The following is a 25,353-nucleotide window of genomic DNA, read 5'->3' as shown; positions in this document are numbered from 1 at the left end:
CGGACGCCGTTCGATATACGGTACACAACGCTTGTTACGTACCCATGTGCCAGGCAGGTCGGCGCGACGAGGCGCCGCATCTCCCCGCCCCCTCTGGAGAGTCCGCTGTGACCGAGCCCACTGACGCCACCGAAGCCACCGAGACCATCAAGTACCGCAAGAACGGCCTCACGCGCGGGGTGACCGAGGAACTCGCCGAGAGCATGAAGCGCGGCTGGGCCGACACCGAGCGCCACGCCCTCGAAGCGATCCCCCAGGCCGCCCACACCGAGCGCCGCCGGGCCGCGCTGTCCGCCGCCTTCCCCGGTGAACTGCTGGTGGTCCCGTCCGGCAACCCCAAGGTTCGGGCCAACGACACCGACTACCCGTTCCGCCCCTCCTCCGACTACGTCTACCTGACCGGCGACCAGTCCCAGGACGCCGTCCTGGTCCTGGAGCCCACCGGCGCGAGCGGCCACCGCGCCGTGCTCTACCTGCGCAACCGCTCCGACATCGAGAACGGCGAGTTCTGGCTCGACGGCCACGGCGAACTGTGGGACGGCCGCCGCAACAGCCTCACCGAGAGCGAGAAGCTGTTCGGCCTGCCCTGCCGGGACGTCCGCACCGCGCACGCCGACCTGGCCGCCACCACCGCCCCGGTCCGGGTGCTGCGCCGGCACGACACCGGGGTCGAGGCCGCCGTCGGCGGCCGCGCGAACCCCGAGCGCGACGCCGAGTTCGAGGTCTTCCTCTCCGGCCTGCGGCTGGTCAAGGACGAGTTCGAGATCGCCCAGCTGCGCCACGCCTGCCAGGCCACCGCCCGCGGCTTCGAGGACGTGGTGCGCGTCCTGGGCACGGACGCCGCGACGCCGGAACGCCTGATCGAGGGCACCTTCTTCGTCCGCGCCCGCCTGGAGGGCAACGACGTCGGCTACAGCACCATCGCCGCCGCCGGGCCGCACGCCACCACCCTGCACTGGGTGCGCAACAACGGCCAGGCCCGCCCCGGCGACCTGCTGCTGCTCGACGCGGGCGTGGAGACCGACGAGCTCTACACCGCCGACGTGACCCGCACCCTGCCGGTCTCCGGCCGCTTCACCGACATCCAGCGCAAGGTCTACGACGCGGTGCACGCCGCCCAGGACGCCGGCATCGCCGCCGTGAAGCCGGGCGCGGACTTCCGCGACTTCCACCGCGCCGCCCAGCGCGAACTGGCCGAACACCTCACCGCCTGGGGCCTGTTCGGCGACCTCACCGCCGACAAGGTGTACCAGCTGGGCCTGCACCGCCGCTTCACCCTCGCCGGGACGGGCCACATGCTCGGCCTCGACGTCCACGACTGCGCCCACTCCCGCGCCGAGGAGCACGTCGACGGCACGCTGCTGGCGGGCATGGTGCTCACCGTCGAACCGGGCCTCTACTTCCAGCAGAACGACCTGACCGTGCCGGAGGAGTACCGGGGCATCGGCGTCCGGATCGAGGACGACATCCTGGTCACCGAGGACGGCAACGAGAACCTCTCCGCCGACCTCCCCCGCGCCTCCACCGAGGTCGAAGCCTGGCTGGCCGCCCTGCGCGGCTGACGACCTGCGACCAACCGCCGCTGGGCGGCCCCGGCAGCGCGCCGGGGCCGCCCGCGGTCACTTCAACGCGCCGAGCGCCGTGGCCACCCGCCCCACCGCGTCCACCACCTCCTTGGTCGGAGCGGCGGTGAAGCAGAGTCGGAAGAACCCCGGCACGGGATTGTGCATCACCCCGCCGGGCAGCAGGGTGACCTCGGTGGGCTTGGCCGCGAGGTACTCGAACAGCCACTTCTCGTTCGGGTCGAGCCCGTCCGCCCTGATCACCGGCAGCTCCGGGTGGTTCCGCGCCGCACGCTTGCCGAGGTACTCGGTGAGGTCCAGCCAGAAGAACATCGCGGAGTTGTCACCGTCCCGGTGCACGTACTCGATCCCGGCGGCGTCCAGCGCGCCCTTGACCGCGCGGAAGCTCTCGCTGAGCAGCCCCGGGTACGTCTTCATCGCGTACGTCGTGTAGCGCTCGCCGTTGTGGTGGGCGCTGAGCAACTCCCCGATGACGTAGGTCTTGAGCGAGTCGAACGGGGTGAACCAGGGCAGCGGGTGGGTCCGCTCGGCCGGGTCGGTGCTGCCCAGCATGGCCCGGTGGACGGCCTTGTTCTTGGAGACCACGAAGCCGGTGCGGAAGCCGGACAGCCCGAAGTCCTTGGCGAATCCCCACACCACGTGGATCCGCTCGGCGAACCCCGCGTACGCCCCCAGCGTCACCGCGCTGGTGAACGGCGTCGCGGAGCCTTCGAGTTGGGAGTGGCAGTAGATCTCGTCGGAGATGATGTGCATGTCGGTGTACGCCATCGCCCAGGCGTAGATCTGCTCCAGCAGCGCCCGGTCGTAGTTGACGCCCAGCGGGTTGTGCGGGTTGGTGAGGACGAGCAACCGGGGGCGGTGGCTGGCCTTCTGCCGTGCCTCGTAGGCCTCGACGATGAGGTCCAGGGTGAGCCGGTAGCGGTTCTCGCCCTCGGTGGGCAGGTTCACCGGGACGCACTTGAGCTTGGGCCGCTCCTCGAAGGACCAGTTGAAGCCCTGCCAGTACGGCGCCGGGATCAGCACCTCGTCCTTCGGCTTGAGCGCCGGCGTGCCCGCACCCTTGCGCATCAGCCCGAAGGCGATGCACTCCAGCGCGGAGGAGACCCCGGCGCAGCCGAAGACGTCCTTCTCCGAGACGGTGTCGTGGAACGCCCGGCCGAGCAGCTCCGCGACCTGCCGGCGCAGCTGCGGGGTACCGGCCGAGGCCATGTACTGGATGTTCCGCTCGGGGATCAGCTTGATCTTCTTGAAGACCTCGGTGTCCATCGACTGCTGGTACAGCAGGACGTTCTCCGCGACGGACAGGTTGATCGTGGTGTCCGACGCCAGGTGCTGGTGGTAGAAGGCGAGGGCCTGCTCGAAGTCGGTCAGGCCGGCCAGGACGTCGGCGGCGGCCTCGGGCGAGTCGAGCCGGAGCCCGTTCTCGGTCATGGTCATGGGGGTCCCCTGTCGGGAGGGTGGGGGGTCGGAGGTGCGTACCAGAACGTGACCGTTCGTATCCGCACCGGCCCCAGCGGACCACGCCCGGCGGACGGCCGCCAACGTTCGGCGGCCGTCCGGACGGCGTTCCCACCACGGCCGTCCCGGTGGTCCACTCGGGTCACCCCCGAGCCGCTCAACCCCGGTTGCCGACCGGCGGTCGACCGGGTCGCCGAAACGGCTGCCGAAGCGGGCCGGACGGGGGGCACCGCCCGGGGGCCGCATCCGCCCGAACCTCCCGCCAGGGACGAGGAGCCCTAACTCGCTCCGCCCGCAAGGGGCTTGACCCAGCGGGTCCACTGCGGTTCGGGGTGGTAGCCGGCGGCCTGCCAGGTGCGGTGGCCGAGGGCGTTGTCGTCCAGCACCATCGCGTCGGCGCGGCGGCCGCCGAGTGCGGCGAAGCGTTCCTCGGCGGCGGCCAGCAGGGCGGCGCCGATGCCCCGGCGGCGGTGGTCGGGGTCGACGGCGAGGCGGTACAGGTGGCACCGCCAGCCGTCCCAGCCGGCGATCACGGTGCCGAGCGGGGTGGCCGGATCGTCGGCCGCGGCGGCGACGATCAGGCACTGCGGGTCCCGGGCGAGCAGCGCGGCGACGCCCGCCGCGTCGTCGGTGATGCTGGTGCCCTTGGCGGCCCGGGCCCAGAGGGCGAGCAGGACGGGGATCTCCTCGGGCCGGGCGGGGCGCAGCACGATCTGTTCGGCGGTGCCGGTCTGTTCGGTCATGCCGGTCTGTCTAGCAGCGGGCCAGGCCGGGCCGCCCGGAATTCCGGGGCGTGGACGGCCCCCCTGGTGGGAACGGCCGATGGTCAGCCCAGGCGCCACACCGTGGTGGTCTTGACCGAGGCGTCCTCCAGGTCCGCCACCACCGGCACCTGGTAGGCGGCCACTGCGGTGAAGCGGTCCCGGGGCAGGTAGGCCCGGCCCGGGTCGCCGACGATGACGGTGGCGCCGCGGGCGGCGGCCCGTTCCAGGAAGGGCAGGAAGCGGGCGGCCATCTCCCGTTCGTAGAACACGTCGCCGGCCAGTACCACCTCGGCCGGGGCGCCGTCCCCGTCCACCAGGTCGACCAGCGCGCCGTCCACCCGTACGCCGTTGGCCTCGGCGTTCAGGCCGATGGCGGCGACCGCGTAGGCGTCGATCTCGGCGGCCCGCACCTGCGTCGCGCTGCGCAGTGCGGCCGCCACGCCGACCAGTCCGGAGCCGGCCGCGATGTCCAGCACCGCCCGGCCGTCGACCAGTTCGGGGTGGTCCAGCACGTAGCGCGCGACCGCGACCCCGCCGGCCCAGGCGAAGGCCCAGAACGGCGGCGGCAGTCCGGCCCGGCCGCGTTCGCTCTCGGTGGTCTCCCACAGCGCGATGGCGTCCTGCGCCATGTGCAGGCGGATCTCGGGCACGAAGGGGACGGGCGTCAGCTCGGTCTCCCGCAGGATGAACGCCTGATCGGTGTCCGGTCGATGAACTCGCAGCTCACTCGGCATGCCCGCAGCATAGGGCCCGCCGGACCCCGCTCACGCCCGGTCACGCCCGCTCACGCCCGCTCACGCCCGCTCACGCCCGCCCGGCGGCCCGCTGGGTGCGCCGGGCCAGCGAGTCGACCACGACGGCGGCCAGCAGCACCGCGCCGGTGATCATGAACTGGATGGCGTTGCTCAGGCCCTGGATGTTCATCCCGGACTGGATCGAGCCGATCACCAGCGCGCCCAGCAGCGCCGACCAGGTCTTGCCGCGCCCGCCGAACAGACTGGTGCCGCCGATGACGGCCGCCGCGATGGCGTTCATCAGCAGGTTGCCGCCGCCGGAGGTCTGGCTGGCGGACTGGATCTGCGCGGCCAGGAACAGGCCGCCGATCCCGGCCATGGTGGAGCAGATGGCGAAGACGCTGATCCGGATCCACGAGACGTTGATGCCGGCCCGGCGGGCGCCCTCGATGTTGCCGCCGAGCGCGAACACCTGGCGGCCGTACGTGGTGCGGCGCAGCACGAAGTCCAGCACCACGATGAAGATCAGGAAGATCAGCAGGGCCAGCGGCAGCCCCTTGTACTGGTTGAGGGTGTAGGCGGCGAGGAAGGCGATCACCGCCAGCAGCACCGTCCGCAGCACGATGTCGGTGACCGGCCGGGACGGCACGCCCGCGGCCTGCCGTCGCCGGGCGTCGACCAGCGAGGCGAACAGGAACAGCAGCACGCCGACGGCCGCCGCGCCGTACGCGGCGATCTGCTGGCCGTAGATGGTGCTGTAGAGCCGGGAGACGATGTCCTTGCCGGAGAGGTTGACGGTGCCGCTGGCGCCGAGCACCTGGAGCATCAGGCCGTTCCAGCCGAGGTTGCCGGCCAGGGTGACGACGAAGGCCGGGACGCCGATCTTGGCGAAGAAGAAGCCGTGGATCGTGCCGACGATCGCGCCGCCGACGATCGCGGTGATCAGGGCGACCCACTGGTTGACGCCGTTGGTGACGTTCAGGACGGCGAAGATCGCCGCGCACAGGCCGCTGACCGAGCCGACCGAGAGGTCGATCTCGCCGAGCAGCAGCACGAAGACCACGCCGATCGCGATCATGCCGGTGCCGACGATCTGCTGGGACAGGTTGGAGAGGTTCTGCGCGGACAGGAAGGTGCTGTTGAGGCTGCCGAACACCGCCCAGATCACGATCAGGGCCAGCACGACGGGCAGCGAGCCCAGTTCGCCGCTGCTCATCCGGCGGCGGAACTCGCCCAGGTAGCCCTTGACGCCCTCCTGGCGGACGATCAGCCGGGGGTCGACTGCGGGGGTGGCCTCCGGGGCGACCGGGACGGGCGCGTTGACGCCGCCGGTGGGCATGGAGTCCTCGGGCAGCGGGGGGCGGTGGCGTTCGGGTTCGCCGCCGGGGGTGTTCCCGGGGGTGTGGTCGCTCACTGGGACCCCTCCTGACCGCGGGCCCTGCGGCGGGTCACGGCGTTGTCCGTGGCGCCGGTGATGGCCGAGATGATCTCTTCCTGGTTGGTGCCGCGCCGGTCGAAGACGCCGTTGTTGCGGCCGAGGCGCAGCACCGCGACGGTGTCCGCGACGGCCATCACGTCCGCCATGTTGTGGCTGATCAGGATGACGCCGTGGTCCTGCTCGCGCAGCCGCTCGACCAGGTCGAGGACCTGGGCGGTCTGCTCGACGCCGAGGGCGGCGGTCGGCTCGTCCAGCATCACGACCTTGGGCGAGCCGATCAGGGCGCGGGCGATGGCGACGACCTGGCGCTGGCCGCCGGAGAGCGAGGCGACCGGGATCCGCACGCTGGGGATGCGGATGGAGAGGGTGTCCAGCAGCGTCCGGGAGCGCTTCTCCATGGCGACCTCGTCGAGGATGCCGAAGCGCCGGATCTCGCGGCCGAGGAAGAGGTTCCCGACCACGTCGAGGTTGTCGCACAGCGCGAGGTCCTGATAGACCGTGGCGATGCCCAACTGCTGGGCGTCCTGCGGCCGGTGGATGCTCACCGGCCGGCCCTGCCACTCGATGGCGCCGTCGTCGGGCTGGTGCACCCCGGCGATCGACTTGACCAGGGTGGACTTCCCGGCGCCGTTGTCGCCGACCAGGGCCAGCACCTCGCCGGTGTGCACCTCGAGTTCGATGTCGGTGAGCGCCTGGACGGCGCCGAACCGTTTGGAGACCCCGCGCAGGGCCAGTACGGTCTCACCTGGCACAGTGACCAACTCCCTTGCCCCGCCTCCGTGGTGGAGGCGGGGCGGTTCGGATTCCGGGCCGCCTACACACGCCGCCTACTACTGGCCGCCTACTACTGGAGGCCGGCGCTCTTGCAGGCGTCGGCGTAGTCCGGGGTGCAGATCTGGGCGACGGTGTACAGGCCGTCCTGGACCACGGTGGTCTTGATGTTGTCCTTGGTGACGACGACCGGGGTGATCAGGTTGGCGGGCACCTTGTTGCCGCTGCCGTTGGTCACGGTGGTCGGCACGAGGCTGGCGTCCAGCGCCTTGCCGGAGGCCAGGGCGACGGCCATCTGCCCGGCGATGTCGGTCTCCGGCTTGAACGGCTTGTAGATCGTCATGGTCTGGCTCCCGGCCACGATCCGCTGGATGCCGTCGAGTTGGGCGTCCTGGCCGGTGAGCGGGACGCTCAGGCCGGCCGCCTTGAGCGCGGTCGCGACACCCGCGGCCATGCCGTCGTTGGCCGAGTAGGCGCCGACCACGTTCGGCCCGCCGATCGCGGTGATCGCGGCGGCGGCCTCCTGGTTGGCGGTGTTCGGGTCCCACTGGGGGGTGTCGTACTCCTTGCCGATCTTGAGCTTGCCGTCGATCGCGCTGTGCGCGCCGGCCTTGAAGTCGGCCGCGTTGGGGTCGGTCGGCGAGCCGTTGATCATGAAGATCTCGCCCGCGTTCGCCTTGCCGCCGACCGCCGCGACCAGGGCCTGGCCCTGGAGCTCGCCGACCTTGTGGTTGTCGAAGGACACGTACGCGTCGGCCGGGCCTTGGGCCAGCCGGTCGTAGGCCAGCACCTTGACGCCCGCGTCGTGGGCCTTCTGCACGGAGGACTGGATCGACTTGGCGTCCACCGCGTCCAGGATCAGCACCTTGTCGCCCTTGGTGAGGGCGGTGTCCACCTGGGTCTGCTGGAGGGTCGCGTCCTGGTTGGCGTTGTAGTAGTCGATCTGCGCGTCCGGCGCCAGCTCCTTGATCTTCTTCTCGATCAGCGGGCGGTCGAACTGCTCGTAGCGGGTGGTCTTGGTCTCCGGCAGCAGCAGGCCGATCCGCACCGCGCCGACCGCGGCCGTCCCGCCACCGCTCGCGGCGGCGGAGCCCGACGAACCGCCGCCCGACGAGGACTGCTTGGCGCTGCCGCAGGACGCCGCGCCGAGGCCGAGGGAAACCACTGCGGTCACCGCGAGGACGCGGCGGAGCCTGATACTCATCGGGAAGCCTCTCCGATTGAATCCGCCCCCCTGCCCTCCGAGTCTGGGAAGCCATCAGCGCCTCCACGACCCAGGTGCGCCAAACGGGCGTGCCGGCGGTCGTCGGGCCGCGGCTCGTCGGGCCGCAGCTCGTGGGGCCGCAGCTCGTGGGGCCGCGGCCCATCGGCACCCGGTGCGGTCGCTACTCCCCCGCCAGCGGCAGCGCGGCGGTGAGCCGGGCGCCGGCCTCCGTCGGGGTGACGGTGAGGGTGCCCCGGTGGTGGCGGGCGATGTCGCGGGCGATCGGCAGGCCCAGGCCGCTGCCACCGTGGTCGCGGGAGCGGGCGTCGTCGAGGCGGGTGAAGCGTTCGAAGACCCGCTCCCGGTCGGCGGGCGGGATGCCGGGCCCGTCGTCCTCGACGTCCAGCAGGGCGAGGCCGCGCCCGGGGTCGGCGGCCAGCCGCACGTGCACGGTGGTGGCGGCGTGCCGCTCGGCGTTGTCCAGCAGGTTGGTGAGCAGCCTGCCCAGCCAGAGCGGGATGCCGTCGACGGCGACCCCGGGGGCGAGGTCGGTGGTGCGGCGGTGCGGGCCGGGCGGGCGGGCCAGCACGGTGGTGGCGACCAGCTCGGTGAGGTCGGTCCGCCGGTGCGGGCGGTCGTCGGTGCCGCCGGCGTCGAGGCGGGCGAGCAGCAGCAGGTCGGTGGCGAGGTTCTGCAGCCGGTCGGTGTCCTCCAGCGCGCCGTGCACCAGCTCGGCGCGGACCGCCGGGTCCGGGTGGGTGTCGGCGACCTCCAGCTGGGTGCGCAGCACGGCGAGCGGGCTGCGCAGTTCGTGCGAGGCGTCGGCGATGAACTCGCGCTGGCGCCGGCCGGAGGCCTCCAGCCGGTCGAGCATCGCGTTCATGGTGGCGGCGAGCCGGGCGATCTCGTCGGCGGTGCCCGGTTCGGGGACGCGGCGGTGCAGGTCCTGGCCGGTGATGGCGTCGACCTCGGCGCGGATCGCCTCCACCGGCCGCAGCGCCTGCCCGGTGACCTTCCAGGTGACCACCACCCCGGTGAGCAGCAGCAGCGGGCAGGCGACGGCCAGGCCGGCCTGGGTGATGTCCATGGCCTCGTCGGCGGCGCGCAGCGAGGCGCCCGCGTACACGGTGACCGGGCCGGTCGGGGTGTCGGCGGTGACGGCGGCGAGCCGCTGGCGGTGGTGCTCGTACAGCGGGTCGACGTCGTCGGTGGTGTGCGAGCCGGTGCGCCCGGCGACGGGCAGCGCCGGGCGGCCGGCCAGGTTGGGGCTGGCCGCGAGGACGCTGCCGCGGGCGTCGACGACCTGGAGGAAGTCGGTGCCGTGGGCGGCGTGCAGGACGGGTGCCAGCCGTCCCTGGGCGGCGAGTTGGGCGACCGATTCGGCCTGCTGCCGGGTGGCGGAGGTGGCGGAGGCGACCAGGTCGGCGCGGACGGCGGCGAGCAGTCCGGCCCCGGCCAGGACGAGGGCCGCGGCCAGCACCGTACCGGCGGCCGCGGTGGCCCGGGCGCGCACCGTCCTCGGGACGAACCGGCGGAGCGCGGAGGGCAGTCGGCGCAACCGGCGGAGTACGGACGGCAGTCGGCGCATCCGGCGGAGTACGGAGGGGACGTGCCGCAACCGTCGGAGTGCGGAGGGGAGTTGCCGCGGTCCGGGGCGGCGGGAGCGGCGCACCTCAGCCGCCGGCCGGGTCGAGCCGGTAGCCGGCGCCGCGCATGGTCTGCAGGGCGGCCCGGCCGAAGGGCGCGTCGATCTTGCGCCGCAGGGCGTGGACGTGCACCTCGACGATGCTCGGGTCGGCGTCGTGGTGGGCGTCCCAAACCTGGTCGAGGATCTCGCGCTTGGAGACCACCGTGCCGGCCCGGGCGGCCAGGTGCTCCAGGATCGCGAACTCCCGGGCGGTCAGGTGGGTCGGGGTGCCGGCCCGGGTGCAGGTGCGGGCGTTGGCGTCCAGCACCAGGTCGCCGAGGGTGTGCAGCCGGGGGCGCTGCTGGTCGATCCGGCGGTGCAGGGCGCGCAGCCGGGCGAGCAGGACGACGAAGGAGAACGGCTTGGCGAGGTAGTCGTCGGCGCCGGTGTCCAGGGCCTCGGCCTCGTCCCACTCGCCGTCCTTGGCGGTGAGCATCAGGATCCCGGCCCGGCAGCCGGCCTCGCGCAGCCGGGCGCAGACCCGGTAGCCGTTGAGGCCGGGCAGCATGATGTCGAGGACGATCACGTCGTAGGGGTGGCGCTCGGCGAGGGCGAGGCCCTCGGGGCCGTTGTGGGCGGTGTCCACGGTGTGGCCGTCGGCCTCCAGGCCGCGCCGCAGCGCGGTGGCCATCCGCTGTTCGTCCTCCACGACGAGTATGTGCATCCGTTCAGGGTGCCAGGCCGCCGTGAGCGATCTTGCGGCGGCTTAAGCGTGGGTTCAGGTGCGGTCCGCCATGATCGCCGGGCGCGGAGCGCAGCGCCGCACTTCCCAGGCAAGGAGCACGCCCGATGACCGATCCCCAGTCGTCCTTCACCCCGTCGTCCGGTGAGGAGCCGGAGGTCCCCGAACTGCCGCCGCTGTCGCCCCGGCGCCGTCGCGCGCAGCGGCTGCGCGCCTGGGCGGGCGGCAAGGAGCGCCGGCTCGCCGCCGGGGTGGTGACGGTGGCGCTGCTCGGCGCGGGCGGGCTGGCCGTCGCGGTGGCGGCCCACGAAGGGCACGGGGAGGGTGGCCGCGGGCACCGCGAGGCGGCGGCCTCGGCCGAGGACGGCGCCGGGCGCGGGGACGGGCACGGCGGCGGACGCGGGCAGGAGCAGGGGCGCGGACACGGGCACGGCAAGCAGCGCGGCGGCGAGGACCAGCAGCAGGGCCAGGGCCGGGAGGGCGGTCACGGCCGGACGCAGGGCCAGGGCCGGATACCGGGCCAGGCGCCCGCCCCGCTGCCCTCGGTCGGCGCCTCCACCGCCCTCGACAAGGCCCAGGCCGCCGTGCCGGGCGGCCGCGCCGAGTCGCTGCGCCGGATCACCGAGCAGGGCGGCGGCGCGGCCTGGGCCGTGTCGGTCGTCGGCCAGGACGGCGTGCGCCACCTGGTGACGGTGGACGGCACCAGCGGTGAGCTGACCTCCAACACCACCGTCGGGAACGCCGCCGCCGGGAACGCCGGCGCCACCGGCAACACCGCCGACGGCGCCGAGGGCTGACATGGCCCACACCTCGACGACCCGCCCCGCCCCCGACCGCCCCGCCCCGGGCCGGCCCCCGCGCTCCGCGCGCTCCGGCGGGAGCAAGGTGCCCGCCGTGGACGGCTGGTTCTGGCTGGTGAAGGTGCTGACCACCGGCATGGGCGAGACGCTCTCCGACTTCCTCGCCAAGACCTTCGACCCGGTCCTGGCGGTGGCCGCCGCCGGGCTGCTGCTCGCCGTGGCCCTGCTGGTGCAGCTGCGGACCCGGCGCTGCGTGCCCGGGCTGTACTGGGCGGTGGTCGTCCTGGTCAGCGTGTTCGGCACGATGGTCGCCGACGTGGCGCACGTCGCGCTCGGCGTCCCGTACGCGCTGTCGGCCGGCTCGCTGGCGGTGGCGCTGGCGGTGCTGTTCCTGCTCTGGCACCGGGTGGAGGGCTCGCTGGCGATCGACCGGGTGACCGGGCTGCGCCGGGAGCTGTTCTACTGGTCGGCCGTGCTGGTGACCTTCGCCCTGGGCACCGCGCTGGGCGACCTGACGGCGGCCACCCTGCACCTCGGCTACCTGGTGGCCGGGCTGGGCTTCGCGCTGCTGATCGCGATCCCGGCGGTGGCGGCCCGGTCCGGCTGGGTGGGCCCGGTGGCCGGTTTCTGGTGGGCGTACGTGCTGACCCGTCCGCTGGGCGCCTCCTTCGCGGACTGGCTGGGCGTGGGCGCCGACCGTGGCGGCATCGGCCTGGGCACCGGCCCGGTCAGCCTCGCCCTGGCGGTGCTGATGGCGGTGTCGCTGGCGCTCGCCGCGCGGGCGCACCGTCGGGCGGCGGCTGGACTCTCCGCCCACTGAGCGTCTACATTGCTGTAGACGTCGGAGGCGCACGGCATCACCCCCCGGACAGCCGTGCGCCTCCGGCCTCCCCGCAGGCCCCTGCTCCCCGCAGGACACCGCCCCCGCAGGCCCCCGCGGCCCTTCACCCCCGCGCGTCGACCACCCGCTTGATCTTCCCGACCGAGCGCTCCAGCGTGTACGGGTCCACCACCTCGACCGAGACCGTCACGCCCACGCCGTCCTTGACCGCCCGGACGATCTCCGCCCGCGCCGCCTCCCGCAGCCCGGCCGCCGCCTCCGGGCGGGCCTCCACCCGGACGGTCAGGTGGTCCAGCCGCCCCTGCCGGGTCAGCCGCAGCTGGAAGTGCGGGGCGACGCCCGGGGTGCGCAGCAGGATCTCCTCGATCTGGGTCGGGAAGAGGTTCACCCCACGCAGGATGATCATGTCGTCGCTGCGCCCGGTGACCCGCTCCATCCGCCGGAAGGCCGGCCGTGCGGTGCCGGGCAGCAGCCGGGTGAGGTCACGGGTGCGGTAGCGGACGATCGGCAGCGCCTCCTTGGTGAGCGAGGTGAGGACCAGTTCGCCGCTCTCCCCCTGCGGGAGCACCTCGTCGCCGAGCGGGTCCACCACCTCCGGGAGGAAGTGGTCCTCCCAGATGTGCAGGCCGTCCTTGGTCTCCACGCACTCCTGGGCGATCCCGGGGCCCATCACCTCGGAGATGCCGTAGATGTCGACGGCGTGCAGGTCGAGCCGCTCCTCGATCTCGCGCCGCATCTCCTCCGTCCAGGGCTCGGCCCCGAAGATGCCCACCCGCAGCGAGCCGGCGCGCGGGTCCAGGCCCTGCCGGTCGAACTCGTCCAGCAGGGTGAGCAGGTAGGACGGGGTGACCATGATGATCTCGGGGCGGAAGTCCTGGATCAGCTGGACCTGCCGGGCGGTCATCCCGCCGGAGGCCGGGATGACGGTGCAGCCGGCCCGCTCGGCGCCGTAGTGCGCGCCCAGGCCTCCGGTGAACAGCCCGTAGCCGTACGCGATGTGCACCTTGTGCCCGGGCCGGCCGCCGGCCGCGCGGATCGAGCGGGCCACCACGTCGGCCCACACGGAGAGGTCGTTCTCGGTGTAGCCGACCACGGTCGGGCGCCCGGTGGTGCCGCTGGAGGCGTGGATCCGGCGGACCTGCTCCATCGGGACGGCGAACATCCCGAAGGGGTAGCCCTCGCGCAGGTCGGCCTTGGTGGTGAAGGGGAAGCGGGCGAGGTCGTCCAGGGTGCGGCAGTCCTCGGGGTGCACCCCGGCGGCGTTGAACTTGCGGCGGTAGAGCTCGACGTGGTCGTAGGCGTGCCGCAGGGTGGCCCGGAGCCGGTCGAGCTGGTGGGCGCGCAGTTCGTCGACGCCCATCCGCTCGCCGGCATCCAGGAGCGCTGGCGGAATCGGCTCCCCCAGGCGTCGGTCGGGGTCGGACGCACGGCCGGTCATCGTCGCTCCTTCGCAGGTCGGACGGGACTGGGAGCCCTACCGATCGTTCGGTCAGGGCAAGCCCAGGCCAAGTAATCCAGCACCCGAACCACCTGTCAAGGGATCGCACGGCGTTCCCGGAATGTGCAGTTCCGGTGCGTTCGTACCGGGTTCACCCCCGTCGCTTGATTGGCTGATATGAAAATCATTACGGAACTATTACCCGGGGGCCCCACCCATCGGCCCGCACCCATGGTTCAGTGGTGCGGCTTCTCCCCCGCACCCCGGAGTGATCACCTTGGCCTCGACCCCTGCGCTGGTCAGCGCGCTGCGCGAGCTCGGCGACCGGCCCGCCGTCGTCGCCGACGGACGCGCGATCAGCGGCATCGGCCTGCTGCTCGGCGTCTCCCCGCCCGGCGGCCTGCCCCGGGCCCTCGCCGAACGCGTCGCCGCGCACGCCGCCCTGCCGCCCTCCACCGCCCGCGCCGCCGAGGAACGGCTCCGGCACTGGGCCGGCGTCCTCGGCCCGGCGCCCATCCGGCACACCGTGCTGCACCCGGTCACCGACCTCGCCGTCGAACTCGCCCTCGCCACCCTGCTGGCCGGCGGCACCGTGCACTGCCCCGACCCCGCCCTGCCCCCCGAGGAGCAGCTCACCGCCCTCGCCGCCGGCGGGACCACCCACCTCAGCCTGCCCTCCGCCCTGCTCTGGCAGCTCAGCCGGCACCCCGGCCTCGCCGACCACGACCTCGGCGCGCTCCGGCTCGTCCTCCACGTCGGCCCCGAACCCCGGCAGGACGACGTCTACGCCGCCGTCGACGCCCTGGGGGCTGTCCTCGCCCACGTCCGCGCCCCGCACAGCCAGGCCGAGGCCGCCGACCGCCGCCTGCGCGCCGACGCCCGGACCGCCACGGCCGCCGCCTGGAAGCACAGCATCGGCGTCACCGCCGAGCAGGTCAGCACCTTCGGCGCCCACCTCGACCGGGCCGTGCTCACCACCCTGCTGCACACCCTCCAGCAGACCGGGATCCTCACCGAACCCGCGCCGGGGACCGACCCGGGGACCGACCCGGGGCCGGGCCCCGATGCCACCCCGGCCCCGGCGCGCTCCGAGGCCGAACTCCTCGCCACCGCCCTCGTCACCCCCGCCCAGCGCCCCCGGGTCGGCCGCTGGCTCGACGCCCTCGCCCGGCACGGCCTGATCGCCCACCGGGACGGCGGCGCCCAGGGCCCGCTCTACCACGGCGCCCCCGAACTCGGCCCCGCCGCGGTCCGGGAGGCCTGGCGGCCCGCCGCCGACACCTGGGCCGACGGCCTCGGCAGCGCCGCCGTCCTCGACCGGGTCAGACGCGGCGCCCTGCGCCTGCCCGGCCTCCTCACCGGCGACGAGGCCCCCCGCCCCGCCGCCACCCCCGTCCGCTGGGCCGCCGCCCGCGGCTACCTCGGCACCGCCCTCGGCGCCCTCGTCCGCGCCACCGCCGAGGCCCACCACGGGCCGCGGCCGCTGCGCGTCCTCGAACTCGACCGCGACGGCACCGAGACCGCCGTCGCCCGCGCCCTCGCCGCCCGCCCCCGGCAGAACGCCGACCACCACCTCGCCCCCGACGGCGGGCGCTACGACATCGTCGTCGCCTCCGCCGCCGGACGGCCCGAGGAGGAGGTCCCGGCCCTCGTCGACCTGCTCGCCCCCGGCGGCCGGCTGCTGCTGCTCGCCCCCGTCGCCGAACAGCTCGACCTGCTGATCACCGGCGACCCGCGCGGCCTCACCGCCCACCCGGCCGAGCACTGGCAGTCCGCCCTCACCGCCGCCGGCTGCCCCACCGTCCTCACCCTCCCGGAGGCCGGGCACCCGATGGGGCTGCTCGGGCAGGGGTTGTTCGTCGCCCGGGTCGACTGACGGAACCATCGTTACGATCGGGCGCATGGCCGCTTCCACTTCCGCTTCCGCCTCCGTTTCCGTTGCCGCCTCCGTGCGCTCGATCCGCTCCCGGGCCTCCCTCGGCTCGATCGGCTCCATCGGTTCCATCGGCTCGCTGCTGTCGATCGGCTCCGTCGGGTCCGTGCTCTCCATCGGCTCCGTCGGCAGCGTGCTGTCCATCGGCTCGGCCGGGTCCGTGGTCAGCGCGTTCTCCGCCTGCTCCTGGCTGAGCGTCGGCTCGCTGCTGTCGGTGCGCTCCCGGTGGTCCGTGCGGGGCCGGCGCCCGGGGCGGGGACCGAGGCAGTGACCCGGGCGCGGACCCGGGGACGGACCCGGGGACGGACCCGGGGACGGACCCGGGGACGGACCGTCCGTGGCCGACCGGTGAAGCACGGGTCACGTACCGCCACCCGATCCGTACCATTTCGATACCGAAGCCCAGGTGAGCTGCGGGAATCCTCGCCGCCCGGGGCGCTCCCCGGGTAGGCTCCGGCTTGTCCTCCGGGCCTCCGTACGGGCGGCCGTGCGCCGCCCGTTCCACGTTCCGTGTTCCGTGTTCCGGGGGGCAGACCCCCGCGGGCCGTTCGGTGGGCTCCGCGGACTCGACACCGCGCGCCAGGGCAGTCGCGCGAACGGCGAAGGGCATCGCATTGGCGGATCGGCTCACCGGAGGAGACTCCTCGCTGCTGCGGCGGATCAACGCCGCGGTCACGCTACGGGCGCTGCGGACCGGCCACTCCGTGACCCTCACCCAACTCGTCGGCGAGACCGGGCTCTCCCGGCCCACCGTCGAGGGCGTCATCGAGGGGCTCGTCGACACCGGCCTGGTCGCCGAGGTCGAACAACCCCGGGAGGACGGCCAGTCCGGCACCGGCCGCCGCGGCCGCCCCGCCCGCTGGTTCCGCTTCCGGGCCGAGGCCGGACACATCCTCGGCATCGAGATCGGCGTCCACGACATCCGGGTCATCCTCGCCGACCTCACCGGCGAAGTGGCGGGCAGTCACTTCAAGCCCGTCGACGAGACCCTCGACGCCGAGGAGCGGCTCACCGCCGTCCGCACCGCCGTCGCCGAGGTCCTCCGCAAGGCGGGCATCTCCCGCGACAACCTGTGGTCCGTCGGCATCGGCACCCCCGGCATCGTCGACCGCGAGGGCACCGTGCAGCTCGGCACCGCCATGCCCGGCTGGACCGGCCTCGACCTCGGCGCCCGGCTCCGGCGCTCCTTCCGCTGCCCCGTCCTGATCGAGAACGACGCCAACCTCGCCGCCATCGCCGAACACTGGCAGGGCGCCGCCGTCGGCGCCGACGACGTGGTCTTCGTGATGGCCGGCCTCAGCCCCGGCGCCGGCTCCCTCATCAACGGCAAGCTCCACCGCGGCTACGGCGGCGCCGCCGGCGAGATCGGCGCCCTCCACCTGCTCGGCCAGGAGGTCACCCCCGAGAAGCTCCTCTCCACCACCGGCAAGCCCCTCAACCCCCTGGACGAGGCCGCCGTCGCCCGCGTCCTGCGGCTCGCCCGCGAGGGCGACGAGGTCGCCAAGGTCGCCATGGACCGCTTCCTCACCAGACTGGTCCAGGGCGTCGCCGCCCTGGTCCTCGCCATCGACCCGCAACTGGTCGTCATCGGCGGCTGGGCCGCGGGCCTCGACGGCGTCCTGGAGCCCCTGCGCGAACGCCTCGCCCAATTCACCCTCCGCGCCCCCGAGGTGGCTCTCGCCGCCCTCGGCTCGGAGGTCGTCTCGATGGGCGCCCTGCGGGTCGCCCTCGACCACGTCGAGGACCAGCTCTTCGCGGTGGACCCGCCCCGGGTGTGACGGCGGGCGGCTACGGGGCGGCGTAGTCCGGGTCGGTCAGGTCGATGGTGAGGGTGTTCCCCCAGTTGTTGGTGAACGTCGCCCGTGGCCAGTCGACGTCGATCCGGACGAACTCGTTGGACAGCAGGTGCACGACCCAGACCAGGTTCTGGTCCGCATCCAGCCTGGCGAAGAAACCATCGGAGCCGTGGCTTCCTCCCCCGCTGCACAAGTACCCCGCCCTGCCCGGCAGTTCGACCTCCGCCCAAACGGCGGGCGAGGTCGTCCAGTCCGGGTCGTCCGCCAACAGGGCGTCGAGGTCCAGCGGTTCACCCAACACGTAGTTCGCCAGGGTCGGGGATTCGCAGTCCGCCTCCCGCGACGTCCCGTCCGCCCGGAACAACCCGCACTCAACGGGCACTTCACCCGAGCGCCACAGCTCTACGATCCTCGTCATGATCAGCCCTTCGAACAGTCCGGATTCGCGGTCAGTTCCCCACCCCGTTGATCGGAAGTGGGCGTTCGTCCAATCCCTGGCGAGGGACCCTACCGCCCTGCTCAAGGTTGCGGCGGTCGTTGAAACGCTCTTCGAACGCCTCCTCCCAGGTCTTTCCCTTCGGGCCCGCGGCACACGGATCCACCCTGATGATCGCTGCCGGCCCGCCGAACTCGCGCGCCGCGTCGAGCCGACGGTTGTCGAAACTCACCAACTGGCCGTCGACCTCGATCACCCGTAGCGCGGTTCCCGGTCGTGTCCAGTCCCACCGGCCGGCGGCCATCGCCTGGGCGTAGTTGTTCGGACTGATGGTGCGCTGCGAGAAGTTGATCGTCGCCGGGTCGACCCATTCCAGCTCACCGAACTCCTGGCCCTCCGGCCCCGGCGTGCAGCTCGGAGCCTCCGAACCGCCGCCCTTGCCGCCCTTGCCGCCCTGGCCCGCGTCGGCGGGTTGGGGGGTGGGGTCGAGGGCACCGGCGGGGAGTTTGCCGGCGGCGGCCGCGGCGGCGCAGGCGTCGGCGGGGCCGCCGCTGCCGCAGGCGGCGCCGGGGTCGGCGGCGTGGTCGGGGTGGGGGTCGGGGCTGCTGGTGTCGAGGGGGGTGGGGAGTTGGACGGGGCTGCTGAGGTCGATCAGCAGCTTGCTGAGGGTCTCCCACAGGTGGCGGACGCTGACCTGGGGGCCGCTGCCGGTCCAGGAGCCGTCCGAGTAGTGGGAGGTGACGAAGGTGGTGTCGGTGATCCAGGTGTCGGTGCGGGTGTACAGGTAGGTGTCGTCCCACCAGTGGCTGGTCTCGGTGCGGACGTCCTCGGTGGTGGTCCAGCTGGTGCCGGTGAGGTGCGGCGGGGTGCTCTGCGGGGCGGGCGGCCGGGGTGCGGGGTTGGTGGCCTTGACCGGGGTCGGCTTCGGCACGCCCCGGTTGCCGGGGTTGGTGGTGGTGACCGGGCCGGGGCGCTGGACGCGCGGGTCGTCGCGGGGGTCGTAGCGCGGGGTGGTCTCGGTGCCGGAGGCCGGGCTGAGGCTGCCGTCGGCGTTGACCACCTCGTAGACGAGGTAGCCGGCCACCGCCACCGCGATCACGGTGCCGACCACGATCGCGGCCACGCACCCGGCCGCACAGGCGGCCGCGGCGCCGGCCACCTCGCCGACGGTGGCTCCGACCGCGACCACCTCGGCTCCGGCTGAGGCCAGCGCCTCGACGGCGACCGCCCCGGCCGTGTCGGCGCCGGTGGCGACGGCCCCGGCGACGGTCCGCAGGGCGGTGCCGCCGAGGTTGAGGGCGCCGCGTTCCAGGGAGCCCAGGACCCGGGTGATCTCCCCGAGGCCGGGGATGTCGCCGATGCCGAAGTGGCCGGACGGGTCCCAGGTGCTCGCCGGGTCGGCGTTGCCGTAGGCGAAGCGGTTGGTGGCGGCGGCGGAGCCGAGGCCCGGGACGCGGTCGTCGGCGGAGGTGAAGGTGCCGGTGCCGGGGCTGTACCAGCGGGCCTGGGCATGGACCCGGCCGGTGGCCGGGTCGGTCCAGCCGCCCTGGAAGCCGAGCGCGGGCGCGGTGCCGGTGCTGCCGGTCGGCTTGCCGAAGGCGTCGTAGCCGCGCCCGGAGGTGAGCGCTCCGCTGCCGGTGTCGGTGCTGCCGAGGACGTCGTGGTGGGCGTTGGTGAGCAGCGCGGCGCCGGTACCGCCGCCGCTGGGGCGGGCGGCGAGCGGGGTGCCATCGAGGGCGCGGGCGTAGGCGAAGGTGCCGTCCGAGTCGGGTTCCCGGGCGAGACCCGGGTAACTGAACGCGGCGGGTGCGGCGAGGCCCGCTCCGGCGGAGGTGAGCCGGTCGAGGGCGTCGTAGGCGTAGCTGCGGCCGTCGACGCCGGTGAGTCGCCCGAGGGCGTCGTAGCTGCTGGCGCTGCTCGCGGTGACGGCGCCGGTGGCGTTCTTGGTGGTGCTGGTGGCGAGGGTGCCGCGTGGGGTGAAGGTGTAGCTGGTGGTGCTGCCGTCGGCGCCGGTGGCGCTGGTGAGCCGGTTACGGGGGTCGTAGGCGGCGGTGCCGGTGCCGGTGGTGGTGTGCTGGGCGGCGGTGCCGGTCCAGTCGACGGTCCCGGTGCGGTTGCCTGCGGCGTCCCAGCCGTAGTCGGTACCGGTGTTCTTCGTGGTGTCGGCGACCCGGGTGAGCCGGCCGGCGCCGTCGTAGCCGTAGGTGCGGCTGTCGTTGTCGGCGGTGCCGGTGGCGCCGCTGGCGGTGAGGTGTCCGGCCGGGTCCCAGGTGTAGCTGAGTTGGGTGCTGACCTTGCCGGTGGGGTCGGTGACGGTGTCGCTGGTGACCCGACCGAGGCCGTCGTGGCCGAAGGTGCGGGTCGGCCCGGGGGTGGTGCCGGTGGCGCGCTTCTCGGCGGTGACCTGTCCGGCAGGGTCGTGGGTGACGGTGCGGGTGAGGCCGGAGAGGCTGTCGGTGACGGTCGCGAGGTCGCTGTTGCCGTTCCAGGTGTAGGCGATCCGGGCGCCGCCGGGGTCGGTCTCGGTGAGTGGGCGGCCGGCGGTGTCGTAGGTGTAGCCGCTGGTGCCGAGCGGGCCCTGGCTGCCGGTCAGCAACCCCCGGTCGTCGTAGCCGAAGGTCTGGTTGCCTCCGGGGGTGGAGGCCGAGGTGAGCCGGCCTGCGAGGTCGTAGCCGAAGGAGCGGCTCGCGTTGGCGTCGCCGCCGGTGCCGTTCTCGCCGGTGAGCCGGCCGAGGCCGTCGTAGCTCGCGGTGCGGGTGACGCCGCCGGGCTGGGTGACGGTGGTGCGCTGGCCGGCCGCGTCGTAGGCGGTGACGGTGGCACGGTCGGCGGGGCTCTGGTCGGCGGGGACGGCCGGGAGGGTCTGGGTCTCGGCGAGGCCGAGGGTGTTGTAGGTCTGGTAGGTGGCGTTGGCGCGGGCGTCGGTGATCCGGGTGAGCCGGCCGAGGAGGTCGTGGCCGAGCCCGGTGGTGGCGGCGGGGCCGGCGCCGACCGGCGGGTCGGTGAGGCCGACGGGCTGGTTTCGGGCGTCGTAGCCGGTCTGCCAGACCTTCTGGTTCGGGTCGGTGACGGTGACGGCGTTGCCCGCCGCGTCGTAGCCGTAGCCGGTGGTGGCGAGGACGGCGCCCTGCGGGTCCGAGACGGTCTTGGCGGTGGCCCGGCCGGCGAGGTCGTAGCCGGTGGCGGACACCCGGCCGAGCGGGTCGGTGACGGTGGCCGGGCGCCCGGCGAGGTCGTAGGTGTAGCGGGTGGTGCCCCGTCCGGCGGGGGTGCTGGAGGTGAGTTCGCCGAGCTTGTCGTAGGTGTAGGTGGTGGACGTGTCGCCGAGGGTGCTGCTGAGGAGGTCGCCGAAGTCGTCGAAGGTGTACGTGGTGGTGTATGTGTCCGGCGTGGCGGTGCCGTTGCGGACGACCGAGGTGGCGGAGGTCCGCCGGTCCATGCCGTCGTAGACGGCGAGGGTCTGGGCGCCGCTCGGGTCGATGACGGACAGCACGTTGCCGTTGTCGTCGCGGGCGACGGTGCGGTAGCCCTGGGCGGCGCCGGGCGCGGCCGCCGGCAGGGTGGTGCGGACGAGGCGGTCGCGCAGATCGTAGGCGTAGGTGGTGGTGCGAGTGAGCGCGTCGGTGTGCGAGGTGGTGTTGCCGTCGGCGTCGTACGTCCACTTCTCGACGGGGTGCAGGGCTGCGGTGGCGCCGGGCGGGGTGTAGTCGGTGTAACGGGCCTCGATGCGGCGGCCGTGCTGGTCGTACCGGTAGTGGGTGGTGCGGCCGGTGGCGTCCTGGACGTCGGTCAGGTCGCCAAAGGTGTCGTAACCGCGGATGGTGGTGGCCGACTTGGTGGTCGGGACAGCACCCGGGGTGCCGTCCTCGACCGGGGTGGGCGGGGTGGTCGCGGTGGAGAGGCGACCGAGCGGGTCGTAGCCGTTGGTGGTGGTGTACGCCGGATCGGGAGTGCCGGCGACGGTCGGCTGCCGTGGCATGCCGCGCGGATCGGTGGAGCCGAGGACATGGCCCTGCGCGTCGCGCAGGTAGCCGGTCACCAGGCTGGTGGCGGCATCGAGCCGGACGGCGGTGCGGTCGAGCTGGCCGGTCGTCGCGTTCCAGGTGTTCTGCCGGGTCTCGGTGCGGGTGCCGTCGCTGACCGAGGTGGTGGTGACCAGGCCCGCCGGGTCGTAGACGGTGCGGCTGGTGCGGTTGAGGCCGCCGGGATCGGCGGTGGTGGCGGTGAGCCGGTTGGCCTTGTCGTACTCGTAGCCGGTGGTGCGGGCGGCGGCGCCGTCACCGCGGACGTCCTGCTTCACGTTACCGGCGTTGTCGTACGTGAAGGTGTGCAGGGTGAGGTCGCGGCCGTTGCCGCCGTTCTGGTCGGTGAGGGTGAACTTCTCGCTCTGGACCAGGTTGTCGTTGGTGTAGGTGTACGTGACCAGGTGCTGCATCGCATCGGTGGTGAAGCCGAGCCGGCCGGCCGGGTCGTAACCGAAGGACTGCAGCCGAACCTTGCGCGGGGGCGAGTTGGCGACCGGGTCGTCGACGAAGTTCTGCAGGTCGACGGAGCCGAGACGGCCGGTGACGTCGTAGTTGTAAACGTAGTGGGCGCCGTTCGGGCTGTAGCTGTCGGTGACGTTGCCGACCTGGTCGTAGGTGACCTTCTTGGTGGTCACACCGTCCTCGGTGACGGTGGTCAGCCGGTCCTGGGCGTCGTAGCCGTAGACGGTGGTGCGGGGCGCGTCGCCGCCCTGGGCGGCCGGGGTGAGGTCGGCGACCGTGCGGGTGGCGAGGTTGCCGTCGGCGTCGTAGGTGTAGCCGGTCCGTGCCTGGTGGACGACGCCGGTGACCGGGTTCTTGACGGCGGCGGCGGTCTCGGCGGTGAGCCGGCCCGTCCCGGTCTCGTACGCGTAGTCGGTGGCGACGCCGTCGGGGTGGGCCGGGTCGGCGACGGTGCGCTTGACGACCCGGCCGAGGCCGTCGTAGAAGGTGTTGGTGGCCTGGCCACCCGGGGTCACGGTCTGGGACTGGTCACCGTGCGAGTCGTAGCCGTACGTGGTGATCCGGCCGTCGGGGTCGATGACCTTGGTGGGGACGAAACAGGTGGACACCGGGAGGTTGCGCGGGTCGTTCACCGTGGGCGGGCTGGGCATGTTCCCGCCCCCGCAAGCCCATTGGGTCTCGGTGACGCCCCCGTTGGGGTCGGTACTGTGCCGCCGGACGCCCATCTCGCTGTAGTCCACCGTGGTGGTGTTGAGGTTGGCGTCCGTGACGGTCACCGGCAGACCGGTGCGCAGATCGCCGGCCCAGCCGTTGTCGAAGTACTCGGTCCGCTCGGTGAGCGGTTGGGTGGGCGTGCGGTAGCGGGTGACGCTGGTCTGCTGGCCGGTGGCGAGGTTCCAGCCGTAGCGGATGACGTTGTTATTCTCGTCGACGGCGGCGTTGAGGTGGCCGTACGCGTCGTAGGTGAACATCCGGGTGCGGCCCGGCGGCGGGGTCGGCGTGCCGTACCAGCGGTAGTTCAACTGGCCCAGCTGGTCGTACTGGTAGTAGGTGTGGACGCCGCGCGGGTCGGTGCGGTGGACGATCAGGTCCGGGCTCGGACCGGTGGTGTCGGTGCGTCGGTCGTACGTCCAGCCGTTGTCGACGCCGGTCGCGTTGTTGTCCGACTTGCCGACGTGCTGGACCAGACTGCCGTCGTAGGCGACGGTCGTGGAATTCTCGGCGCGCGCCCGCTGCACCTTGACCAGCCGGTTGACGCCGCCACCGGGGCGGGAGGTCTCGTAGCTGTACGTGGTGCAGTTGCCGCCCGGGTCGCAGACCTTCGTCAGGTAGTCACCGGTGTAGCCGTACTGCCAGGTCACCGCACTCGGGTCGGAGGAACGGTCCATCGTGGACACCGAGATGACGTGGCCGCGGAAGTCCCACTGGAGGTAGAGCTTGCGGTCCGCGGAGGCCAGGTAGAGCTCGGAGGTCATCAGCGTGCTGCCCGCGAAGCGCGTGCGGTTGAGCTCCAGGTTGCCGAAGCCCTGGGTCCGAGTGACCTGGCCGAGGGCGCCGCCGAGGTAGTAGTCCATGCCGCCCATCCGGAGATGGCCGCCGTCCACCCACTGCCCCACCCCGCCGCCGCCGTACTCCGGGACGAGGTGGCCGTCCGGGTTCCGGCCGAAGTTGACCTTCCGACCGTCGTCCAGGGTCAGGGTGCTGATCCCGTTGCCCGCGTCGGCCACGCCCATGTCCCACAGCGAGGACCAGCCGATGCCGAAGGAGCCGTTGGCGCTCGCCGCGCTGTTGTACGTGCGCTGCACCTGGAGGCCCAGGCCGGGCTGCGGCAGGTCGAAGTCGGTCTCCTGGCGGGTGTAGTTGCCGAGGTAGAGGTTGACCCCGGTCTCGTCCAGGGCGCCCGGGTCCAGGCCCAGATGGGCGGCGTCGGCGGGCGGCGGGACGACCACCGAGAACGGGCTGAAATCGCTGAACGGTGAGGTGTAGCCGGAGTCCTGGACCCGCAGGCGCCAGTAGTAGGTGGTGTTCCAGCGCAGCGCGTCGGCCGGCGGGCGCCAACTCGTCATCGCGCCGAAACTGCTTGGGTGGGACGGCACCGCCTGCATGCCCGAGCCCCAACAGGTGCCCTTGGCGGGGTCGTCGGTGGTGCACAGCTGGTATTCGACCGAGACCGGCAGGCTGGCGTCGTCGCCGACGAAGGCGGACAGCGGCGGGGTGAGCGAGCCGACGGTCGCCCCGACGACGGGCCACAGGTCGCCCGCCGTCGGGGCGTAGTGCGGCACGGTGAGCGCGGCGGCCTGGGCGGCGGGCACGCCGTAGGAGGAGAAGAACTGCGCCGTACCGGACTTGTCGGCCATCTCGTACACCAGCAGGTAGCTGCCGGGGCCCAGGTAGGGGACGACCGCGTTGACGGTCACCGACTGGCCGGGGGCTACGTCACCGGGTAGCTGGGTGAAGGCGGCGATGTAGTTGACCAGCGTCTGGTCGGAGCGGTACAGGTGCAGGCCGAGGTTCTGGCCGCCCGTCGTCCAGGTGAAGGTCGAGGTGTTGGTGACGGTGACCTGGAGGTAGCCGACCGCGTCGTACCGCGGGGCGAGCACCAGTTGGCCGACCTGGTAGGTGGCGCCGTAACCCTGGCCGTCGGTGGCGGCGGCGGTGCGCTGCGGCGCCGCGAGCTGCTCCGTGCTCAGCGGGGCGGGTGCGGCGGACCTGGCGGCGTCACGGCGTTTGCCGGTGTACTCCGCCGCCGGGTCGGGGATCCGGTACTCGGGCAGCGCCTTCGCGGCCGTCAGCTCGGCCAGCTTCCGCTGCCGCTGCGCCGCCTCCGGCGCCGGCGACGGGCCGGACGCCCGCTTCCTGGGCGCGTTCGCGGCGGCGATGTCGGCGGCGATCCGCGCCCGCTCCCGGCCGAGCGGGCTGTCCTCGGGGACGGCCTGCTGGGTCGGCGGCGGATCGACCTCCCGGGGGGCCGCGCTCACCCTCCCGGGCGGCAGCGGCGGGGAGACCACCTTCTTCTCCCCCGCCGCCCAGACGGCCACCGGCGGGGTCCCGAGCCCCAGCGCGAACAGCGCCAGGATGAGCAGCTGCGCCAGGCGCCGCCCGGCCGATCCGTGCCAGTGCGATCCCACGGTCCCCCACCCCAGACCACCGAAGCCGTCGGCCCGCCCGGCGGGAACCAGGCGTGCCCGAACCGTTCGGAGGCTAGCGACCGGCGGGGAGCGCGGGCCAGGAGGAAAGGCGAGTGGTTTCCCCTCGTTCACGCAACCGTGACCGGAGCGGTGGAACCGTCACCGCCCGGCTC

At 73.4% G+C, this 25,353-nt stretch carries 17 protein-coding genes; 6 read left to right on the top strand and 11 right to left on the bottom strand.

Features of this window, described 5'->3' with window-relative positions; translation table 11 throughout:
• The first annotated feature begins 44 nt into the window (after positions 1 to 44).
• Positions 45 to 1,562 carry an aminopeptidase P family protein gene (locus ACFV8H_RS18100; RefSeq protein ID WP_380400836.1) on the top strand — a complete coding sequence of 506 codons (1,518 nt, stop codon included), beginning with the start codon at positions 45 to 47 and terminating at the stop codon, positions 1,560 to 1,562.
• 57 nt (positions 1,563 to 1,619) lie between these two features.
• On the opposite strand, the gene ACFV8H_RS18095 is transcribed toward ACFV8H_RS18100, so the two are convergent.
• From ACFV8H_RS18095 to ACFV8H_RS18060, 8 genes are all read right to left on the bottom strand, one after another.
• Positions 1,620 to 3,020, bottom strand: coding sequence for a pyridoxal phosphate-dependent aminotransferase (locus ACFV8H_RS18095; protein ID WP_380400834.1), 1,401 nt, complete (start codon positions 3,018 to 3,020; stop codon positions 1,620 to 1,622).
• Between the two features lie 299 nt (positions 3,021 to 3,319).
• On the bottom strand, positions 3,320 to 3,784 hold the full coding sequence (locus tag ACFV8H_RS18090) for a GNAT family N-acetyltransferase (protein WP_380400832.1): 465 nt from the start codon (positions 3,782 to 3,784) through the stop codon (positions 3,320 to 3,322).
• 83 nt (positions 3,785 to 3,867) lie between these two features.
• On the bottom strand, positions 3,868 to 4,539 hold the full coding sequence (locus ACFV8H_RS18085; protein WP_380400830.1) for a class I SAM-dependent methyltransferase: 672 nt from the start codon (positions 4,537 to 4,539) through the stop codon (positions 3,868 to 3,870).
• Between the two features lie 70 nt (positions 4,540 to 4,609).
• Positions 4,610 to 5,878, bottom strand: coding sequence for a sugar ABC transporter permease (locus ACFV8H_RS18080; RefSeq protein WP_380400893.1), 1,269 nt, complete (start codon positions 5,876 to 5,878; stop codon positions 4,610 to 4,612).
• A 71-nt stretch (positions 5,879 to 5,949) separates the two neighbouring features.
• Entirely contained in the window at positions 5,950 to 6,729 is a 780-nt protein-coding gene (locus ACFV8H_RS18075; protein WP_375886383.1) for an ATP-binding cassette domain-containing protein, read from the bottom strand.
• Between the two features lie 92 nt (positions 6,730 to 6,821).
• On the bottom strand, positions 6,822 to 7,952 hold the full coding sequence (locus ACFV8H_RS18070) for a sugar ABC transporter substrate-binding protein (protein ID WP_380400828.1): 1,131 nt from the start codon (positions 7,950 to 7,952) through the stop codon (positions 6,822 to 6,824).
• Positions 7,953 to 8,133: 181 nt separating this feature from the next.
• A complete protein-coding gene (locus tag ACFV8H_RS18065; protein WP_380400826.1) occupies positions 8,134 to 9,540 on the bottom strand; it encodes a sensor histidine kinase in 1,407 nt (468 codons plus the stop codon).
• A gap of 85 nt (positions 9,541 to 9,625) precedes the next feature.
• Positions 9,626 to 10,303: a response regulator transcription factor gene (locus ACFV8H_RS18060; protein WP_375886375.1), complete on the bottom strand. Its 678-nt coding sequence runs from the start codon at positions 10,301 to 10,303 to the stop codon at positions 9,626 to 9,628.
• A gap of 125 nt (positions 10,304 to 10,428) precedes the next feature.
• On the opposite strand from ACFV8H_RS18060, the gene ACFV8H_RS18055 reads away from it, so the two are divergent.
• Together ACFV8H_RS18055 and ACFV8H_RS18050 are read left to right on the top strand one after the other, a co-directional pair.
• Positions 10,429 to 11,118, top strand: a complete 690-nt coding sequence (locus ACFV8H_RS18055) for a PepSY domain-containing protein (RefSeq protein WP_380400824.1) — start codon at positions 10,429 to 10,431, stop codon at positions 11,116 to 11,118.
• Position 11,119: 1 nt separating this feature from the next.
• Positions 11,120 to 11,941, top strand: a complete 822-nt coding sequence (locus ACFV8H_RS18050) for a hypothetical protein (protein ID WP_380400822.1) — start codon at positions 11,120 to 11,122, stop codon at positions 11,939 to 11,941.
• Positions 11,942 to 12,065: 124 nt separating this feature from the next.
• Here ACFV8H_RS18050 and paaK read toward each other — a convergent pair whose 3' ends face one another.
• Positions 12,066 to 13,400 carry a phenylacetate--CoA ligase PaaK gene (gene paaK, locus ACFV8H_RS18045; RefSeq protein ID WP_380400820.1) on the bottom strand — a complete coding sequence of 445 codons (1,335 nt, stop codon included), beginning with the start codon at positions 13,398 to 13,400 and terminating at the stop codon, positions 12,066 to 12,068.
• A gap of 277 nt (positions 13,401 to 13,677) precedes the next feature.
• Here paaK and ACFV8H_RS18040 point away from each other — a divergent pair, with 277 nt between their 5' ends.
• The 3 genes from ACFV8H_RS18040 to ACFV8H_RS18030 all read left to right on the top strand — a co-directional run bounded on the left by ACFV8H_RS18040 (position 13,678) and on the right by ACFV8H_RS18030 (position 17,111).
• Complete coding sequence (locus ACFV8H_RS18040) at positions 13,678 to 15,276, top strand: hypothetical protein (protein ID WP_380400818.1); 1,599 nt, start codon at positions 13,678 to 13,680, stop codon at positions 15,274 to 15,276.
• Between the two features lie 25 nt (positions 15,277 to 15,301).
• Entirely contained in the window at positions 15,302 to 15,604 is a 303-nt protein-coding gene (locus ACFV8H_RS18035) for a hypothetical protein (RefSeq protein ID WP_380400817.1), read from the top strand.
• 343 nt (positions 15,605 to 15,947) lie between these two features.
• A complete protein-coding gene (locus ACFV8H_RS18030; protein ID WP_375886360.1) occupies positions 15,948 to 17,111 on the top strand; it encodes an ROK family protein in 1,164 nt (387 codons plus the stop codon).
• A gap of 10 nt (positions 17,112 to 17,121) precedes the next feature.
• Here ACFV8H_RS18030 and ACFV8H_RS18025 read toward each other — a convergent pair whose 3' ends face one another.
• Together ACFV8H_RS18025 and ACFV8H_RS18020 are read right to left on the bottom strand one after the other, a co-directional pair.
• Positions 17,122 to 17,547 (bottom strand): hypothetical protein, encoded by a 426-nt coding sequence (locus ACFV8H_RS18025; protein WP_380400815.1) that lies wholly within the window; start codon positions 17,545 to 17,547, stop codon positions 17,122 to 17,124.
• 31 nt (positions 17,548 to 17,578) lie between these two features.
• A complete protein-coding gene (locus tag ACFV8H_RS18020) occupies positions 17,579 to 25,180 on the bottom strand; it encodes a DUF6531 domain-containing protein (RefSeq protein ID WP_380400813.1) in 7,602 nt (2,533 codons plus the stop codon).
• Between the last annotated feature and the right edge of the window lie 173 nt (positions 25,181 to 25,353).

It is taken from the genome of Kitasatospora sp. NPDC059827, from assembly GCF_042731675.1.
Classification (GTDB): Bacteria; Actinomycetota; Actinomycetes; order Streptomycetales; family Streptomycetaceae; genus Kitasatospora.
Note: the sequence above shows the minus strand (reverse complement) of the source record. Positions and strands in the feature narration are given on the sequence as shown.

Coding starts and splice junctions, on each gene's coding strand:
- ACFV8H_RS18025 (WP_380400815.1), bottom strand. CDS start 17,547: ATGACGAGGATCGTAGAGCTGTGGCGCTCGGGTGAAGTGCCCGTTGAG.
- ACFV8H_RS18095 (WP_380400834.1), bottom strand. CDS start 3,020: ATGACCATGACCGAGAACGGGCTCCGGCTCGACTCGCCCGAGGCCGCC.
- ACFV8H_RS18070 (WP_380400828.1), bottom strand. CDS start 7,952: ATGAGTATCAGGCTCCGCCGCGTCCTCGCGGTGACCGCAGTGGTTTCC.
- ACFV8H_RS18050 (WP_380400822.1), top strand. CDS start 11,120: ATGGCCCACACCTCGACGACCCGCCCCGCCCCCGACCGCCCCGCCCCG.
- ACFV8H_RS18055 (WP_380400824.1), top strand. CDS start 10,429: ATGACCGATCCCCAGTCGTCCTTCACCCCGTCGTCCGGTGAGGAGCCG.
- ACFV8H_RS18060 (WP_375886375.1), bottom strand. CDS start 10,303: ATGCACATACTCGTCGTGGAGGACGAACAGCGGATGGCCACCGCGCTG.
- ACFV8H_RS18065 (WP_380400826.1), bottom strand. CDS start 9,540: ATGCGCCGACTGCCGTCCGTACTCCGCCGGTTGCGCCGACTGCCCTCC.
- paaK (WP_380400820.1), bottom strand. CDS start 13,400: ATGACCGGCCGTGCGTCCGACCCCGACCGACGCCTGGGGGAGCCGATT.
- ACFV8H_RS18080 (WP_380400893.1), bottom strand. CDS start 5,878: ATGCCCACCGGCGGCGTCAACGCGCCCGTCCCGGTCGCCCCGGAGGCC.
- ACFV8H_RS18035 (WP_380400817.1), top strand. CDS start 15,302: ATGGCCGCTTCCACTTCCGCTTCCGCCTCCGTTTCCGTTGCCGCCTCC.
- ACFV8H_RS18100 (WP_380400836.1), top strand. CDS start 45: ATGTGCCAGGCAGGTCGGCGCGACGAGGCGCCGCATCTCCCCGCCCCC.
- ACFV8H_RS18085 (WP_380400830.1), bottom strand. CDS start 4,539: ATGCCGAGTGAGCTGCGAGTTCATCGACCGGACACCGATCAGGCGTTC.
- ACFV8H_RS18090 (WP_380400832.1), bottom strand. CDS start 3,784: ATGACCGAACAGACCGGCACCGCCGAACAGATCGTGCTGCGCCCCGCC.